This window comes from Pseudoxanthomonas sp. LH2527, assembly GCF_022539275.1.
GTDB lineage: Bacteria > Pseudomonadota > Gammaproteobacteria > Xanthomonadales > Xanthomonadaceae > Pseudoxanthomonas_A.
In genome coordinates this window covers 14,641-29,201 of the sequence record NZ_JAKZBW010000039.1, presented here as the reverse complement: position 1 = coordinate 29,201, position 14,561 = coordinate 14,641, and the positions used below count along the sequence as shown (strand labels likewise).

Sequence of the window (14,561 nt, the reverse complement as noted above, 5' to 3'; positions counted from 1 at the left end):
AGGTAAACCCGCCAAGGTGGCCCTGGTGGCATCCATGCGCAAACTGCTGGTCATCCTCAACGCCCGCATGCGGGACCATCTCAACGCCTCCCAAACAGCCTGAATCAAGACAGTTGCTCTCCCCGCAGGCGGGGAGAAGGAACAGCGGCATTGTGCGGCTGCGGATGTTCTCCCCTCCCCGCTTGCGGGGAGAAGGATTCAATACCTCAGGCGATCCGTTCCGCACCACCCATGTACGGCCGCAGCACGTCAGGCACGGTGATCGAGCCGTCTTCGTTCTGGTAGTTCTCCATCACCGCGATCAGGGCGCGGCCGACGGCGGTGCCGGAGCCATTGAGCGTGTGCACGGGTTCGGGCTTGCCGGTGGCGGGGTTGCGCCAGCGGGCCTGCATGCGGCGGGCCTGGAAGTCCTCGCAGTTGGAGCACGAGGAGATCTCGCGGTACATGGCCTGCGACGGCAGCCAGACTTCCAGGTCGAAGGTCTTGGTGGCGCCGAAGCCCATGTCGCCGGTGCACAGCAGCATGCGGCGGTAAGGCAGGCCCAGCTTCTCCAGCACGGTTTCGGCGGCGCGGGTCATACGCTCCTGCTCGTCGTAGCTTTCGGACGGGCGGGCGATGGAGACCAGTTCCACTTTCTCGAACTGGTGCTGGCGGATCATGCCGCGCACGTCGCGGCCACCGCTGCCGGCTTCGGAGCGGAAGCACATGGAATGCGCGGTCATGCGCAGCGGCAGGCGGGCGTCGTCGAGGATCTCGTCGCGGACGATATTGGTCAGCGGCACTTCGGACGTCGGGATCAAATAGCGCTTGTGCTCGCCGAGCTGGGTGGCGAACAGGTCTTCCTCGAACTTCGGTAGCTGGCCGGTGCCGCGCATCGAGTCGGCGTTGACAATCACTGGCACGCTGGTCTCTTCGTAACCGTGCTCGTTGGTGTGCAGGTCCAGCATGAACTGCGCGAGCGCGCGATGCAGGCGGGCCAGCTGGCCGCGCAGCACGGTGAAGCGGGCGCCGGAGAGCTTGGCGGCGGTGTCGGCGTCGAGCCAGCCGTGGCGGGCGCCGAGTTCCACATGGTCCTTGACCGCGAAGTCGAACGTGCGCGGCGTGCCCCAGCGGTGCTGTTCGACGTTGTCGGCTTCGTCCTGGCCGACCGGCACGCTGGCATGCGGCAGGTTGGGAATGCCCAGGGCGAGGGCTTCGATCTCGCTGCGGATCTCGTCCAGCTTCACTTCCGAGGCTTTCAGCTCGTCGCCGAAGCCGGCCACTTCGGCCATCAGCGCGGACACGTCCTCGCCTTTGGCCTTGGCCTGGCCGATCGCCTTGGAACGGGTGTTGCGCAGGTTCTGCAACTCCTCGGTGCGCTTCTGCAACTGCTTGCGGGCAGCCTCCAGCTCGGCGATGCGGGACACGTCCAGGTCGAAGTTGCGGGCCTGCTTGAGGCGCTGGGCGAGTTCGGCGGGCTGGGTGCGGAGCAGGACAGGATCGAGCATGGAAACAGCAGTCTGGCGTGGGAGGCCGGCATTATCGCCCATCTGCGACCGACTGCCCGCGCGGTTAACCCCCGCTGTGCAAGAATCGGCGCGATTCCACCGGTGATCCCCATGTCGGCCCAGCAACCGCACGACCCGCACTTCACCTTCCGCCTGCCCCGCACTGCCCTGCGCAACGCCGCCATCGCCTTCGGCATCGGCCTGCTGCTGTTCCTGATCGTGTGGTGGGTCGGCCGCGACGACGGCTTCTATACCCCCGAGGCCGCCGCGCCGGGCAAGGCGCTGCCGATCGAAGCGCTGCCCGAACCGCTGTCCACCGGCACCGGCGCCAGCGGCATGGACGAACCGGCGCCGCGCCCCGCGCCCGAGGAGCGCCCGCAACTGGTGGAAGAAAAGCCGATGCCGGTACCGGTCTCCGAAACCCCGCTGCCCGCCACGCCCGGCGATGCCCCGGCGCCGACCGCCACCGTTCCGCTGGCCCCGGGCGATGTGCCGGTGCCGATCCCCGGGCAGACCCCCGCCCCCGAATATCCGGCCGCCGCGATGCGCAATGGCGACCAAGGCACGGTGATGGTGCGCGTGGAAGTGGGCGCCGATGGCGTGCCCACTTCCGTCGACGTCGCCCAGCGCAGCGGCTCGCGCGATCTGGACCGCGCCGCGGTCACCGCCGTGCGCCAGTGGCGCTTCCAGCCGGCGCAGCGCGATGGCCAGCCGGTCCCAGGCGCGGTGACGGTGCCGATCGATTTCAAGATGCGGTGATGCGACGTCGGCGTCGCGCGCGATGCTGCGTTGGCGCCGCAACGACGCCAACCGACTTTAAGCGCCGCTAGAGATCCGTTCGTGGTGAGCCTGTCGAACCACGCTCTTCGCGGAAGATCCAAAAGCTACGACGGCACACATCAGCGCCAGAAGCGTGGTTCGACAAGCTCACCACGAACGGGGCCTTGTTTCGGAGCTTCCGATACGCGACATGTCCGGCCGCAGTGCGGAAAGGCTGCGCCCATGCACGCGCCCTGCACACCGATGAACGCGGATTCCGGTACCTGAACTCAAACCGGCGCGCTTCATCACTCGATCACGCATCGCAAACATCGTCGCGCAAAGACTGGGCACCGTTCCAACGCGGAACCCACAACGCGAAACGGAGGTTCATATGTCGATGCCCACGAACAACGAATACCGCGCCCCGGACACCGTCGAAGACAGCACGGTCGAATCGCGCCGCACCACGTCCCCCGTCCTGCTGACGCTGCTCGCCTTCGCGGTCACCGCCGGCGGCCTGATCTGGTGGAGCCAGTCGCGTGCGCCGGCCGAGGCCCCAGTGGCTACCGTGCCGGGAGCCGTGATCGGTGATACGGCACCCGCCGCGCCGGCAGGCGAACGCGCTGCCGCCAACCGCGAACGCACCGAGCGTGTCGCCACGCGCCCGGCGCCGATCAGCCGCGATGCACGCCCGCTCGCGACCAACACCGAGCCGAAGTACCCGGCCTCGATGCTGCGGGCCGGCGTGGGTGGCACGGTGGTCGTGCTGGCCGAGGTGGACGCCAACGGCAATCCGGTCGAGGTTCGCGTGGTCGAGCGCAGCGGCGAACGCGATCTGGACCGTGCCGCGCTGACCGCCGTGCGCCAGTGGCGCTTCGAGCCGGCCATGCGCAACGGCAAGGCCGTCGCCACCAGCGTGAAGGTGCCGGTGGACTTCACGCCGATCTAAGCACGGCACCGCTCCCGACACGGAGCTGACGAGGAAAGGAAAGGGGGCGCGGGCAGGCGCCCCCTTTTTCATGCATGCGTCGTGGTTGTGAGCGGCTGTTGTGGGAGCGACGTAAGTCGCGATGATGCATTCAGGACCCTTCATCGCGACTTACGTCGCTCCCACACCCAGTTTCGTGAGGCCTCAGGCGTTGCGCAGCCCGAACCCCGCCCCCGTGGCCAGCCCGTCGTAGTTCGGGAACGAGGTGGCCACGTTGGCGACGTCGCCGATGCGCACCTCGCCCTTCGCGAGCTGGCCGGCAATCGAGAACGCCATGGCGATGCGATGGTCGCCATGGGAGTCGACGGTGCCGGCTTGCAGCTCGCCGGGGAAGATCGTCGCGCCATCCGGGGTTTCGTCGATGCGCAGACCCAAGGCGCGCAGACCGTTCGCCATCGCAGCGAGACGGTCGGATTCCTTCACCCGCAACTCGGCGGCACCACTGACGACGGTTGGGCCCTCTGCGGCGGCGGCCGCGACGAACAACGCCGGGAACTCGTCGATCATGTCCGGCACCAGTGCCTCGGGCACGGCGATGCCGCGCAGCGGTGCATGGCGCACCACAAGGTCGGCGACCGGTTCGCCGCCATGCTCACTGGCGTTTTCCTCGCTGATGTCGGCCCCCATCAGGCGCAGTGCCTGCAACAGGCCGGTGCGGCGGGGATTGAGGCCGACCGCGCGCAGGCGCAGCTCGGAGCCCGGGATGATGCTGGCCGCGACCAGGAAGAACGCCGCCGAGGAGAAGTCCGCCGGCACCGCGATGTCCGCCGCTTTCAACCGCTGGCCGCCACGCAGGCGCGCGAAGCCGGGCGAGAAATCGATGTCCACGCCGAAGGCCTTGAGCATGCGCTCGGTGTAATCGCGGGTGGGATGCGGCTCGCGCACGACGGTTTCGCCATCGGCGTACAGGCCGGCCAGCAGCACAGCGGACTTCACCTGGGCGCTGGCGACTTCCAGCGTGTAGTCGATGCCGGTGAGCGCCTGCCCGCCGTGGATGCGCAATGGCGGCAGCCCGCCCTCTTCGGTGTCGATGCGCGCGCCCATCGTCGACAGCGGCCCGGTGACGCGACGCATGGGGCGCCTGGACAGGGATTCGTCGCCGACCAGCACGCTGTCGAACCGCTGCGCCGCGAGCAGGCCGGCCAGCAAGCGCATGCCGGTGCCGGCGTTGCCGCAATCAAGCTCGCCATCCGCGGCCTTCAGGCCATCCACGCCGACGCCGTGCACGATGCGGCGCGACGGCGACGGGGTTTCGATACGCACGCCCAGGCGCGAGAAGATCGCCGCCGTGGCACGCGTGTCCTCGCCTTCGAGAAAGCCGTCGATGGTCGATACGCCATCGGCCAGCGCGGCGAACATCACCGCGCGGTGCGAGACCGACTTGTCGCCGGGGATGTCGAGGGTGCCGCGCAAGGCGCGGCCGGTGGAGGCGATCCAGTGTTGGGTCATGGGAGCTCGTTGCGTCTTACGAGGATAGAAGGAAGCGGACGTCTGGACGGATGACGGGAGGTTGCCGTCATCCCGGCGCAAGCCGGGATCCATCTTGATCTTGCTGGTCCGGCAAAAGGCAACGTCAACGGGGATCCCGGCTTTCGCCGGGATGACGAACAACGCGATACCAAGACCGGACGGGGTTCGTGACGGCTTTCAAGGCACCGCAACCGGATACGACCCCAGCACCTTGATCTGCGCCGAATGCTGCTTCAGCTCGGCCAGTGCCTGTTTCATCGACTCGTCGTCGATATGGCCGGCCAGGTCGATGAAGAAGCCGTACTCCCACTTGGCGTGGTGCGACGGGCGCGATTCGATGCGGTTCATGCTGATGCCGTGGCGCGCGAACGGGCTGAGCACGTCGAACAGCGCGCCGGGCTTGTCATGGATGAAGACCAGCACCGAGGTGCGGTCGTGGCCGGACGGCGGGAACAGGCTGCGGCCGATCACCAGGAAGCGGGTGGTGTTGTCCTTGTCATCCTGGATCTGGCTCATGACGACCTTCTTCAGGCCGTACACGTGCGCTGCGCTCTCGCCGCCGATGGCCGCCGCGTCGTCGTTGCCGCGCGCGCGGCGTGCGCCTTCGGCATTGCTGGACACCGGCACCTTCTCCACCTTCGGCAGGTTGGCGCGCAGCCAGCCGGCCGTCTGCGCGAAGGACTGCGGGTGCGCGTAGATGCGCTCGATGTCGTCGATGCGGCCGCTGCGCGACATCAGGAACTGGTGCACGCGCAGTTCGACTTCGCCGCAGATCTTCAGGTCCGAGGTCAGGAACATGTCCAGGGTGATCTGGATGGTGCCCTGCCCCGAGTTCTCCACCGGCACCACGCCGAAATCGGCGTTGCCGCTGGCCACTTCCTGGAACACTTCCTCGATGCTGGCCAGCGGCAGCCCGTGCGCCGAGCGACCGAAGTGCTTTAGCACGGCCTGCTGGCTGAAGGTGCCTTCCGGGCCGAGGTAGCCGATCTTCAGCGGCTCCTGCTGGGCCAGACAGGCGGACATGATTTCGCGGAAGACGTGCACCAGTACTTCGTCGGACAGCGGCCCCTCGTTGCGGTCCACCACCATCCGCAGCACCTGCGCCTCGCGCTCGGGCCGGTAATAGTCCACCGCGGCGGCGAGCTTGCCCTTGGCCTTGCCGACCTGGTGGGCGAAGCGCGCGCGCTCGGCGATCAGCGACTGGATCTGGCGGTCGATGCCGTCGATCTTGGCGCGGACGTCGGAGAGCGCGGGCGCGGGGGTGGTCGTGGCGTCGGTTTTCTTGCCTTTCGCAGGCTTGGCGGAGGGTTTGCTGGGCTTGGAAGCCATTGTTGTTGTGTCCTGTGTTGCCTTCTGTAGGAGCGACGTAAGTCGCGACCTGGATGTTGACGGTCGCGACTTACGTCGCTCCTACAACAACGACCCGAATCATCCGTTGCGCTGCTGGAAATCGCGCATGAACTCCACCAGCGCCTGCGCGCCTTCCACCGGCATCGCGTTGTACAGCGAGGCGCGGATGCCGCCGACGGCCTTGTGGCCTTTCAGCGCCAGCAGGCCGGCCGCCTTCGATTCGGCCACGAAGCGCGCGGTCAGGGTGTCGTCCGGCAGGAAGAACGGGATGTTCATCCGCGACCGCGCGGCCGCCGCCACGTCGTTGCGGTAGAAACCGCCAGAGGCGTCGATGGCGCTGTAGACCAGCGACGACTTCACCGCATTGCGGCGGGCGAACTCGGCCACCCCGCCTTCGGCCAGCATCCACTTGAACACCAGACCGGCCAGGTACCAGTTCCAGGTCGGCGGTGTGTTGAGCATGGAGTCGCGCTCGGCATGCGAGCGGTAGTCGAAGATGTCCGCGCGCGGCTGGCCGCTGCGCGCGAACAGGTCCTTGCGGATGATGACCACCGCCACGCCCACCGGGCCCAGGTTCTTCTGCGCGCCGGCGTAGATCACGCCGTACTTGGACACGTCCAGCGGCTCGGAGGCGATGGAGGAACTGAAATCGGCGAACAGCGGCACGTCGCCCACGTCCGGCGTGTCGCGGAACTCCACGCCGTGGATGGTCTCGTTGGCGGTGATGTGGACGTAGGCCGCGCCCGGCGTGAGCCGCCAGCTGTCGCGCGCGGGAATGTCGTGGAAGCCGCCGGCTTCGCCGTCGGCGGCGATGTTGACGGTGCAGTAGGGCTTGGCCTGCTTGATCGCGGTCTTGCCCCAGTGGCCGGTCACCACGTAGTCGACCACCTGGCCGGGCGCGGCGAAATTCAGCGCCAGCAGCGCCTGGTGGGTGGTGGCGCCGCCGGACAGGAACAGCACCGCGTAGTCGTCGGGAATGCCGACCAGCGCGCGCAGGTCGGCTTCGGCCTGCGCCGCCACCGCAATGAAGTCCTGGCTGCGGTGGCTGATCTCCACGATGGACGCGCCGATGCCGTTCCAGTCGAGCATCTCGGCCTGGGCCTGCCGCAGGACGGATTCGGGCAACGTCGCCGGGCCGGCACTGAAGTTGAACGCGCGCGTCATGGGGCACCTGAACAGGAAGGGCCGTAGTATGCCGCAGCGCATCAGTTGCAGGGGCAACCAGCGCCGAGCGCATCCTTTTCTTCATCACGGGCGTACTACCTTGTATGCGCCCGGCCGGTGAACCAATGCCGCATGCCCGGGTCGAACCACAGCCCTCCGAGGAAACCCTCCCATGTCCTTGCGCGATGCCCTGCGGATTCCTGCCTCCCACGTCACCGACGAGCGTGTCTATCTGGAGCGTCGCCGCCTGCTGCAGGCCTTCGCCGCCGCACCCGCACTGGCCCTGGCCGGCTGCGCCGAGGCCGAACCCCCGCCGCCGCCGAAGATCACGGTGACGCCGGAACAGGCGCGGTCCGGCTTCCGCACCACCGAGACGCTGACCCGGTTCGAGGATGTCAGCACCTACAACAACTTCTACGAGTTCGGCACCGGCAAGGCCGACCCGTCCAATGCCCGCAAGACCCTGAAGACCTCGCCGTGGTCGGTGGTGGTGGGCGGCGAATGCGCCAAGCCCGGGAAGATCGCGCTGGAGGATCTCATCAAGGGGCCCACGCCCGAGGAGCGCATCTACCGCCTGCGCTGCGTGGAGGGCTGGTCGATGGTGATCCCGTGGCTGGGCGTCCCGCTGGGCGAGGTGCTGAAGAAGTTCCAGCCCACCTCCAAGGCGAAGTACGTGGCCTTCACCACACTGGCCGATCCGGTGCAGATGCCCGGCGTGCGTTACCGCTCGATCAACTGGCCCTACCGCGAAGGCCTGCGCATCGACGAGGCCATGCATCCGCTCACCCTGCTGGCCACCGGCCTGTACGGCAAGCCGCTGCCGCAGCAGAACGGCGCGCCGCTGCGGCTGGTGGTGCCGTGGAAGTACGGCTTCAAGAGCATCAAGTCGATCGTCGAGATCAAGTTCGTCGAGAAGATGCCCGAAACCGCCTGGCACGACCTGCAGCCCTCGGAGTACGGGTTCTTCTCCAACGTCAATCCGAACGTCGACCATCCGCGCTGGAGCCAGAAGACCGAGCGCCGCATCGCCGGCACGCAGAGCAAGCTGTTCGCCGAGCGCATCCCCACCCGCGCGTTCAACGGCTATGCCGACCAGGTGGCGTCGCTGTACGCCGGCATGGACCTGAAGAAGTGGTATTGAGCGCACGTCCGGAGACCGCTTACTGCGGCTGTCCGGGGGCTGGCATGGCAACGTCGTTCGCGGTTTGCGTGTGGTGCGATGCCACCCGGGTCCGGCAGGAGTGAACTCACACTCCGTTTCTGGTGAGCTTCCACTCACTTCGTGATGCGTTGCCATTCCGTTCGTGGTGAGCCTGTCGAACCACGCTTTTCGAGGCCGACGCTCAGGCTTTTCGCCAACAGCGTGGTTCGACAGGCTCACCACGAACGGGACCTCGACAAGCTCACCACGAAGGCGACCTCGACAGGCTCACCCGGCACGGAGCCTCGACAGGTTCACCACGAACGGCCCCGCGACGGGCTCACCACGAACGGCCTCTCGACGGGTTTTGCACGAAGGGCGCTGGGACGGGGTCGCCTCCCTCGGCGCTACGACCCGCAGCCGCTGACGTCGCCCGCCTCCCGACATCGTCGCGCACCTGACATCATCGCCTTCCGACACCGACACCGGCCCCATCCCGCATGCCCAAGACCTCCCCGCGCCTCATCGCCGCCAAGACCCTGGTCCATGCGCTTGCGCTGACCCCGCTGGCCATCTTGGCCTGGCAGTTCTACGACGTCTGGCAGCACGGCAGCGATGCGCTGGGTGCCGATCCGGTGGCGGAAATCGAGCATCGCACCGGGCTGTGGGCGCTGCGGATGCTGATGATCGCGCTGGCCCTCACGCCGCTGCGCCAGCTGACCGGACAGTCCGTGCTGCTGCGCTTCCGGCGCATGCTGGGGCTGTATGCGTTTTTCTACGCCAGCCTGCACCTGGCCGTGTATCTGGGCCTGGACCTGCGCGGCTACTGGACGCAGATCTTCGAGGAGATCGTCAAGCGGCCCTACATCACCGTCGGCTTCGCCGCCTGGCTGCTGCTGGTGCCGCTGGCCATCACCTCGACCCAGGGCTGGATGCGCCGGCTCGGCCGTCGCTGGGGCCAGTTGCACAAGCTCGTCTACGCCATCGGCGTGCTGGCGGTGCTGCACTTCTGGTGGCTGGTGAAGTCGGACATCCGCGAGCCGCTGCTGTATGCCGCCATCCTGGCGGTGTTGCTCGGCTGGCGTGTCTGGAAGAAGTTCAGCCCGCGCCGAACAGCAGCAGCGCGCTGAGCGCGCCCGCCATCAGCAGCGCCGCGAGCAGCAGCCACGGCCAGCGCAGCATCGACGAGGCCTGCCGGACCGGCGTGTCGCCATCCGTGGGTACGATGCCGGCGTCGTCCATCGGGGCGGCATCCTCCAGTTTCGCGCTGGGCGCCCACGGCACTTCCAGCACGAAGCGATGCTGGGCATCGAACACGATCTGGTCACCGGCCACCAGCAGCGCATCACGTACCGTCACGCCATTGACGCGCGTGCCTTCGGACGATCCCAGATCGCGCAGCAGCACGCGTTCGCCGCGCAGTTCCAGGCGGGCATGCCGTTCGGCGAAGCCAGGGTCATCGATGCGGATGTGGGCATCGCGGGCGCGGCCCACCACGCGCGGCTGTTCCAGCGACACGCTCTTGCCGTGGTACTTGCCGCCCAGGCCACGCAGCACCACCCGCATGTCGCCCTGGCCGGCATCGCTGTCGCGCAGGTCGGCCGCCGACGCGTAGCCGGATTGCAGCAGCAACTCCACGCCTTCCACGAACACCGCATCGCCGGGCCGCAACACCGCCATGCGCCTGACCGGACGGCCATTGATGTGCACGCCGCGCATGCCGTTGGCCACCTGCAGCCACAGGCCACGCCGGTCCACGCAGATCTGCGCCAGCAGCGCGCCCTGCAGGGCATCGCCGACGCCGATCGTGCCGGTGGCCTCGCGCACGATGCGGTGCACACCGGTGGTGAGCGGCCGGTCCGGCGCGGGGCGGTTGCTGAAATGAAGTCTGAGGTTCTGCACGCGACGGGAGCCTAGCAGGTTGGCGTGGGACCGGCAGCCCCGGCTTGGCATCTTCACGCGTCGCCGCGCAGAATGGCGGCCCGTCACCGGAGCCCGCGCATGGCCAGTATCGATATCCAGCACCCGCATTCCAAGTCGCCCGCGCAGGCGCGCAAGGCCGTCGAAGGCGTGGCCAAGAAACTGGCCGAGCGCTTCGACATGGACTACGGCTGGGACGGCGACACGCTGAAATTCAGCCGCTCCGGCGTGGACGGCACCATCGCCCTGCTCGCCGACAAGCTGCGGGTCACCGCCAACCTGGGCTTCCTGCTGTCGGCGATGAAGGGCCCGATCGAAGCCGAGATCCGCCGGGTGCTGAGCGAGAAGTTCGACTGACCGTCAGTCGCGGAATGGATCCGGCTCGGCGTCGAACAGCCGGCGCGATACCGCACGTTCCGCACGCTCGATATCGCGCACGAACGCCTTGCCGTCGCCGAGGGCGGCGAACGCGGCGAAACCCCGTTCCAGGAACCCCTGCAGTTCGCCCAGCCCGGTCGCCTTGGCCGGTCCGCGCGACAGCTTGAGCAGCGTGGCCACGCCCGGGGTCTTCACCGCCCGCGCCAGGCCCACGCCCACTTCCGCGATCAGGTCGATCTGGTGCCCGCGCAGGCGCGGCAGGCCCACCTCACGATAGGCCTTGCCGTAGAGGTCGGCATCCAGCTTGCGGCGGTTCGGCGCCAGCCGGTGCAGCGCCTCGGCCATGCGCATGTCCAGGGCATGGGTCAGTACGCCCAGTTCGATGCCGTGGGCCACGGTTTCCAGGACCGCGCCGGGCAGCAGGCGCTGCATCATCGGCATCACTTTGGCCACGTTGGCATCGCGCCCGCTGAAATCGTGGTCGCCGTAGACGTCGGTGAGGAAGAACATCGCCGCCGCGCGCCGCTTCGGGTCGTTCAGGAAATGCGCGAAGCTGGCTTCCAGCCGCGCCGCCTGCCAGCGCCGGACCTCGGGCAGCCAGCGCAGCCGGTTGCGCGGCTCGTGGTCGGGGTCGTGCGCGGCCTGGTGCCAGGCCAGGCGCCTGCCCACGCGTTCGATCAACGGATTCGTTCGGGCCATGGTCGCCATGATCCGGACCGGGCGCGACCACCGCAACCCGGCGACCGGTCGGCTACACTCGGGCGGCAAGGTCACCACGGGTAGTACATGCTTTCGATCCACAGCGCGCGGCAACGGGGCCACAACGGCAAGATCGGGCTGGCCATCGCCGGCGGCGGCCCCATCGGCGGGATGTACGAACTGGGCGCGCTGCGTGCGCTGGACGAAGGGCTGGACGGCCTGGACCTGACCCGGATGGACTGCTACGTGGGCGTCAGCTCGGGCGCCTTCCTCGCTGCGGGATTGGCCAACCGGATGGGCACGGCCGAGATGTGCCGCATCTTCATCACAGGCACCAGCGACGATGCCGAATTCCGTCCCGAGACCTTCCTGCGACCCAATGTGGGCGAGTACCTGCGACGGGCGGCCACCCTGCCGGGGCTGTATGCGGACTGGCTGTCGCGGCTGATGCGCAATCCTCGCCGCGCCACGCGCTGGTCGGACCTGTTCCTGCGCTTCGGCGGCCTGGTGCCCACCGGCATCTTCGACAACGAGGAAGTGGAACGCTTCCTGCGCGACATCTTCAGCCGGCGCGGCCGCAGCAACGATTTCCGCACGCTGGACGCCGACCTCTTCGTGGTGGCGGTAGACCTGGACAGCGGCGAGGCGGTGCGCTTCGGCGAAGAAGGCTGGGACGACATCCCGATCTCGCGCGCCGTGCAGGCCAGTTCCGCACTGCCTGGCCTGTACCCGCCGGTGGAGATCGGTGGCCGGCATTTCCTCGACGGCGCCCTGCGCCGCACCATGCATGCGAGCACGGTGCTCGACCGCGGCATCGACCTGATGATCGGCATCAACCCGCTGGTGCCGTTCGATGCCAACCAGGCCACGCCGCAGGCAGACGAGGCCGAACAGGTGGGGCTGGCCAGCGGCGGCCTGCCGGCCGTGCTGTCGCAGACGCTGCGCACGCTGCTGCAGTCGCGCATGCAGATCGGCATGGAAAAGTATCCGCACCGCTACCCGGACATCGACCAGCTGGTGTTCGAGCCCAACGCCGACGACAGCGAGCTGTTCTTCACCAACCTCTTCAGCTTCTCCTCGCGCCACCGCGTCTGCCAACTGGCCTACCGCAACACGCTGGCGGACCTGCGCAAGCGCGCCGCCGTGCTCAAGCCGATGCTGGCCGCGCACGGCATCCGCTACAACGAGGACATCGTCAACGACCGCCACCGTTCCATCCTCGATGGGCTGGACGTGATGCCGCGCATGACCGAGACCACCGCCCGCCTGCGCCGCGCGCTGGACGACGTGGACCAACTGGTATCGCGCCGCCGGGCCGCCCGCCGCACCTGACCTGCTCACGGCGGCCTCACCGGCTGGTGTGAAAACTCTAGACGCGGCGTCGATTCTGGCCCGCACTCACCCTTCCATCCAACGACGGAACGCCATGGCCACGCTGAAGAAATCCGCACGCAAGAAGACCGCTTCCGCTTCCAAGAACGAGGACCTGCAGGCGCAGGCCGAACAGATGTCCAAGCGCCTGGGCGAATCGGCGCAGCAGGTGTGGCTGGCCGGCGTGGGTGCCTTCGGGCGCGCGCAGGCCGAGGGCACCAAGCTGTTCGAGACGCTGGTGAAGGAAGGCCTGTCGCTGGAACACCTCACGCGCAAGGCCGCCGGCGGCAAGGCCCAGGCCATGCGTGACGCGGTCGAGACCACGGTCGGCCAGGCGCGCGAGCGCGCCTCGGATACCTGGGACCGGCTGGAAAAGGTCTTCGAGGAGCGCGTGCACCGCGCCCTGCGCCGCCTGGAAGTCCCCAGCCGCGAGGATCTCTCCGCACTGATCGACCGTGTGGATGCGCTGAATGCCGAACTGCGCAAGCTCGGCGGTGCGCCGGCGGCCAAGACGGCCCGCGCCGCGCGTCCGCGCAAGGCCGCCAGCGTCAAGAAATCGACGCCCGCGGCGAAGAAAACGCCCGCGAAACGTGCACCGCGCAAGAAGACTGCACCATAAGGTTGCACACGGTTTTTCAAGCGCTTTTCTGAATAAAAATTTGTTGCGCGGCAACATCGAATGACGTAACAATCATTCCGCCCGCCAGTCCATCGAAGTTCGTTTGCTCCCCTCCCCTTACGGCTTCGGACTGGCGGGCGCTTCCTCGGCCTGCCGCCCGACCTGTCGCCATCGAGCACAGACACGCACAGGGCCGGCCCGGTAGAATCGCGGGTCTAATAACAACAACGCATCCGCGACGCATGTCCATCTGGCTCATCGGCTTGGCCGTCACCCTTGTGAGCGGCACCGCCGTCACGGTTTATCTCTGGCTGATCCGCCGCCCCCACGACGAAATGTCGTATGGACTGCACGCACTGTCCGGACTGCGCTGGCGCGAGTTTTCCAAGCTCGTGCTGGCCGCGATGGAACGCCGCGGCCTGGTGGAGGCGACGCCGGACCAGCAGGACTCGCGCGAACCGCAGTCGACCTTCGTGCTTGCCCGCGGCGAGGAACGCTGGTTGCTGTCCTGCAAGCATGGTTCGGCCTACCGCATCGCCGCGGCCCCGGTGCAGGAACTGGCGGCCAGCATCCGCCTGGGCGCCGCGCGTGGCGGCATCCTCGCCACCGAGGGCAAGGTCGAGAAGGAAGGTCGCGACGCCGCGCAGGGCACCAGCATCGAACTGCTCGACGGCCCCCGACTGTGGCCGGAAGTGCGTTATCTGATCGAACCCGCCCTGCGTGAGCAGATCGCCCAGTACGCCACCAGCCGCGCCAAGCGCCACACGGGCATCTCATGGCTGGGCGCGGTGACCCTGGGCGCGCTGGCCATGGCCGTCTGGTCGAACGCCTACCCGACGGTCCGCGAGGATGCAGAAGCCGCGCCCCCCGCCAGCGTGGCGCGCCCCGCCCCGGCGGCGGCACCGGCGACGCCCGCCGTCACGCAGGAAAGTTTCCGCGAACCCACCCAGGAAGAGCTGGAAGCGCAGATGCGCGACGTCCTCAAGGCGCTGTCGAAGACGCCAGGCATCACCCGCGGCGTCTGGCAGACCAAGCTGACGCTGAGCGTCGACCGCACGGCCAGCGAGAAGGACATCTGGCCGTGGATCTGCCTGGAACTGGAGCGCTACCCCGCCCTCCGCGCGAGCCGCGTGCAGCTCAATCCGCCGCCGGGCAGCAGCGAGCCGGTGCGCTGGCGCCAGTGCAAGACCATGTGATTCCGCCGCGACACTT

At 68.0% G+C, this 14,561-nt stretch carries 14 protein-coding genes and 1 pseudogene; 9 read left to right on the top strand and 6 right to left on the bottom strand.

Annotated features, from left to right (window positions below; genetic code table 11):
* A pseudogene (locus MMG85_RS17095) lies at positions 1–103 on the top strand (IS110 family transposase); the annotation flags it as partial.
* A 103-nt stretch (positions 104–206) separates the two neighbouring features.
* On the opposite strand, the gene serS reads toward MMG85_RS17095, so the two are convergent.
* Complete coding sequence (serS, locus tag MMG85_RS17090; RefSeq protein WP_241047131.1) at positions 207–1,487, bottom strand: serine--tRNA ligase; 1,281 nt, start codon at positions 1,485–1,487, stop codon at positions 207–209.
* Positions 1,488–1,598: 111 nt separating this feature from the next.
* Here serS and MMG85_RS17085 point away from each other — a divergent pair, with 111 nt between their 5' ends.
* Both MMG85_RS17085 and MMG85_RS17080 read left to right on the top strand, forming a co-directional pair.
* Complete coding sequence (locus tag MMG85_RS17085) at positions 1,599–2,246, top strand: TonB family protein (RefSeq protein WP_241047130.1); 648 nt, start codon at positions 1,599–1,601, stop codon at positions 2,244–2,246.
* A 394-nt stretch (positions 2,247–2,640) separates the two neighbouring features.
* Positions 2,641–3,198 (top strand): energy transducer TonB, encoded by a 558-nt coding sequence (locus tag MMG85_RS17080; RefSeq protein ID WP_241047129.1) that lies wholly within the window; start codon positions 2,641–2,643, stop codon positions 3,196–3,198.
* Between the two features lie 183 nt (positions 3,199–3,381).
* Here the strand turns inward: MMG85_RS17080 and aroA are convergent, their stop codons facing one another.
* The 3 genes from aroA to serC form a co-directional block, all read right to left on the bottom strand.
* On the bottom strand, positions 3,382–4,686 hold the full coding sequence (gene aroA / locus MMG85_RS17075) for a 3-phosphoshikimate 1-carboxyvinyltransferase (RefSeq protein ID WP_241047128.1): 1,305 nt from the start codon (positions 4,684–4,686) through the stop codon (positions 3,382–3,384).
* A gap of 198 nt (positions 4,687–4,884) precedes the next feature.
* Positions 4,885–6,036 carry a prephenate dehydratase gene (gene pheA, locus MMG85_RS17070; protein WP_241047127.1) on the bottom strand — a complete coding sequence of 384 codons (1,152 nt, stop codon included), beginning with the start codon at positions 6,034–6,036 and terminating at the stop codon, positions 4,885–4,887.
* 99 nt (positions 6,037–6,135) lie between these two features.
* Positions 6,136–7,221, bottom strand: coding sequence for a phosphoserine transaminase (gene serC / locus MMG85_RS17065; protein ID WP_241047126.1), 1,086 nt, complete (start codon positions 7,219–7,221; stop codon positions 6,136–6,138).
* Between the two features lie 172 nt (positions 7,222–7,393).
* Between serC and msrP the strand changes: the two genes are divergently transcribed.
* Both msrP and msrQ read left to right on the top strand, forming a co-directional pair.
* Entirely contained in the window at positions 7,394–8,362 is a 969-nt protein-coding gene (gene msrP, locus MMG85_RS17060; protein ID WP_241047125.1) for a protein-methionine-sulfoxide reductase catalytic subunit MsrP, read from the top strand.
* 500 nt (positions 8,363–8,862) lie between these two features.
* Positions 8,863–9,492, top strand: a complete 630-nt coding sequence (msrQ, locus tag MMG85_RS17055) for a protein-methionine-sulfoxide reductase heme-binding subunit MsrQ (RefSeq protein WP_241047124.1) — start codon at positions 8,863–8,865, stop codon at positions 9,490–9,492.
* Here msrQ and MMG85_RS17050 read toward each other — a convergent pair.
* The gene (locus tag MMG85_RS17050; protein WP_241047123.1) at positions 9,461–10,264 is read right to left on the bottom strand and encodes an FHA domain-containing protein; all 804 of its coding nucleotides are present in this window, start codon (positions 10,262–10,264) and stop codon (positions 9,461–9,463) included. The two genes, msrQ and MMG85_RS17050, sit on opposite strands and share 32 nt — an antisense overlap.
* Before the next feature lie 99 nt (positions 10,265–10,363).
* On the opposite strand from MMG85_RS17050, the gene MMG85_RS17045 reads away from it, so the two are divergent.
* Positions 10,364–10,639, top strand: coding sequence for a polyhydroxyalkanoic acid system family protein (locus MMG85_RS17045; RefSeq protein ID WP_241047122.1), 276 nt, complete (start codon positions 10,364–10,366; stop codon positions 10,637–10,639).
* 3 nt (positions 10,640–10,642) lie between these two features.
* Here the strand turns inward: MMG85_RS17045 and MMG85_RS17040 are convergent, their stop codons facing one another.
* On the bottom strand, positions 10,643–11,359 hold the full coding sequence (locus MMG85_RS17040; RefSeq protein WP_241047121.1) for a hypothetical protein: 717 nt from the start codon (positions 11,357–11,359) through the stop codon (positions 10,643–10,645).
* An 87-nt stretch (positions 11,360–11,446) separates the two neighbouring features.
* Here MMG85_RS17040 and MMG85_RS17035 point away from each other — a divergent pair, with 87 nt between their 5' ends.
* The 3 genes from MMG85_RS17035 to MMG85_RS17025 all read left to right on the top strand — a co-directional run bounded on the left by MMG85_RS17035 (position 11,447) and on the right by MMG85_RS17025 (position 14,545).
* Positions 11,447–12,691 carry a patatin-like phospholipase family protein gene (locus MMG85_RS17035; RefSeq protein WP_241047120.1) on the top strand — a complete coding sequence of 415 codons (1,245 nt, stop codon included), beginning with the start codon at positions 11,447–11,449 and terminating at the stop codon, positions 12,689–12,691.
* Positions 12,692–12,785: 94 nt separating this feature from the next.
* On the top strand, positions 12,786–13,349 hold the full coding sequence (locus MMG85_RS17030; RefSeq protein WP_241047119.1) for a phasin family protein: 564 nt from the start codon (positions 12,786–12,788) through the stop codon (positions 13,347–13,349).
* 242 nt (positions 13,350–13,591) lie between these two features.
* Entirely contained in the window at positions 13,592–14,545 is a 954-nt protein-coding gene (locus tag MMG85_RS17025) for a restriction endonuclease (protein ID WP_241047118.1), read from the top strand.
* Positions 14,546–14,561 lie beyond the last annotated feature (16 nt).

Bases quoted from the DNA above. Each gene is read 5' to 3' on its own strand.
- pheA (WP_241047127.1), bottom strand. From the start codon at position 6,036: ATGGCTTCCAAGCCCAGCAAACCCTCCGCCAAGCCTGCGAAAGGCAAG.
- serC (WP_241047126.1), bottom strand. From the start codon at position 7,221: ATGACGCGCGCGTTCAACTTCAGTGCCGGCCCGGCGACGTTGCCCGAA.
- MMG85_RS17035 (WP_241047120.1), top strand. From the start codon at position 11,447: ATGCTTTCGATCCACAGCGCGCGGCAACGGGGCCACAACGGCAAGATC.
- MMG85_RS17040 (WP_241047121.1), bottom strand. From the start codon at position 11,359: ATGGCCCGAACGAATCCGTTGATCGAACGCGTGGGCAGGCGCCTGGCC.
- MMG85_RS17085 (WP_241047130.1), top strand. From the start codon at position 1,599: ATGTCGGCCCAGCAACCGCACGACCCGCACTTCACCTTCCGCCTGCCC.
- MMG85_RS17045 (WP_241047122.1), top strand. From the start codon at position 10,364: ATGGCCAGTATCGATATCCAGCACCCGCATTCCAAGTCGCCCGCGCAG.
- MMG85_RS17025 (WP_241047118.1), top strand. From the start codon at position 13,592: ATGTCCATCTGGCTCATCGGCTTGGCCGTCACCCTTGTGAGCGGCACC.
- MMG85_RS17030 (WP_241047119.1), top strand. From the start codon at position 12,786: ATGGCCACGCTGAAGAAATCCGCACGCAAGAAGACCGCTTCCGCTTCC.
- msrQ (WP_241047124.1), top strand. From the start codon at position 8,863: ATGCCCAAGACCTCCCCGCGCCTCATCGCCGCCAAGACCCTGGTCCAT.
- aroA (WP_241047128.1), bottom strand. From the start codon at position 4,686: ATGACCCAACACTGGATCGCCTCCACCGGCCGCGCCTTGCGCGGCACC.
- MMG85_RS17080 (WP_241047129.1), top strand. From the start codon at position 2,641: ATGTCGATGCCCACGAACAACGAATACCGCGCCCCGGACACCGTCGAA.
- msrP (WP_241047125.1), top strand. From the start codon at position 7,394: ATGTCCTTGCGCGATGCCCTGCGGATTCCTGCCTCCCACGTCACCGAC.
- serS (WP_241047131.1), bottom strand. From the start codon at position 1,487: ATGCTCGATCCTGTCCTGCTCCGCACCCAGCCCGCCGAACTCGCCCAG.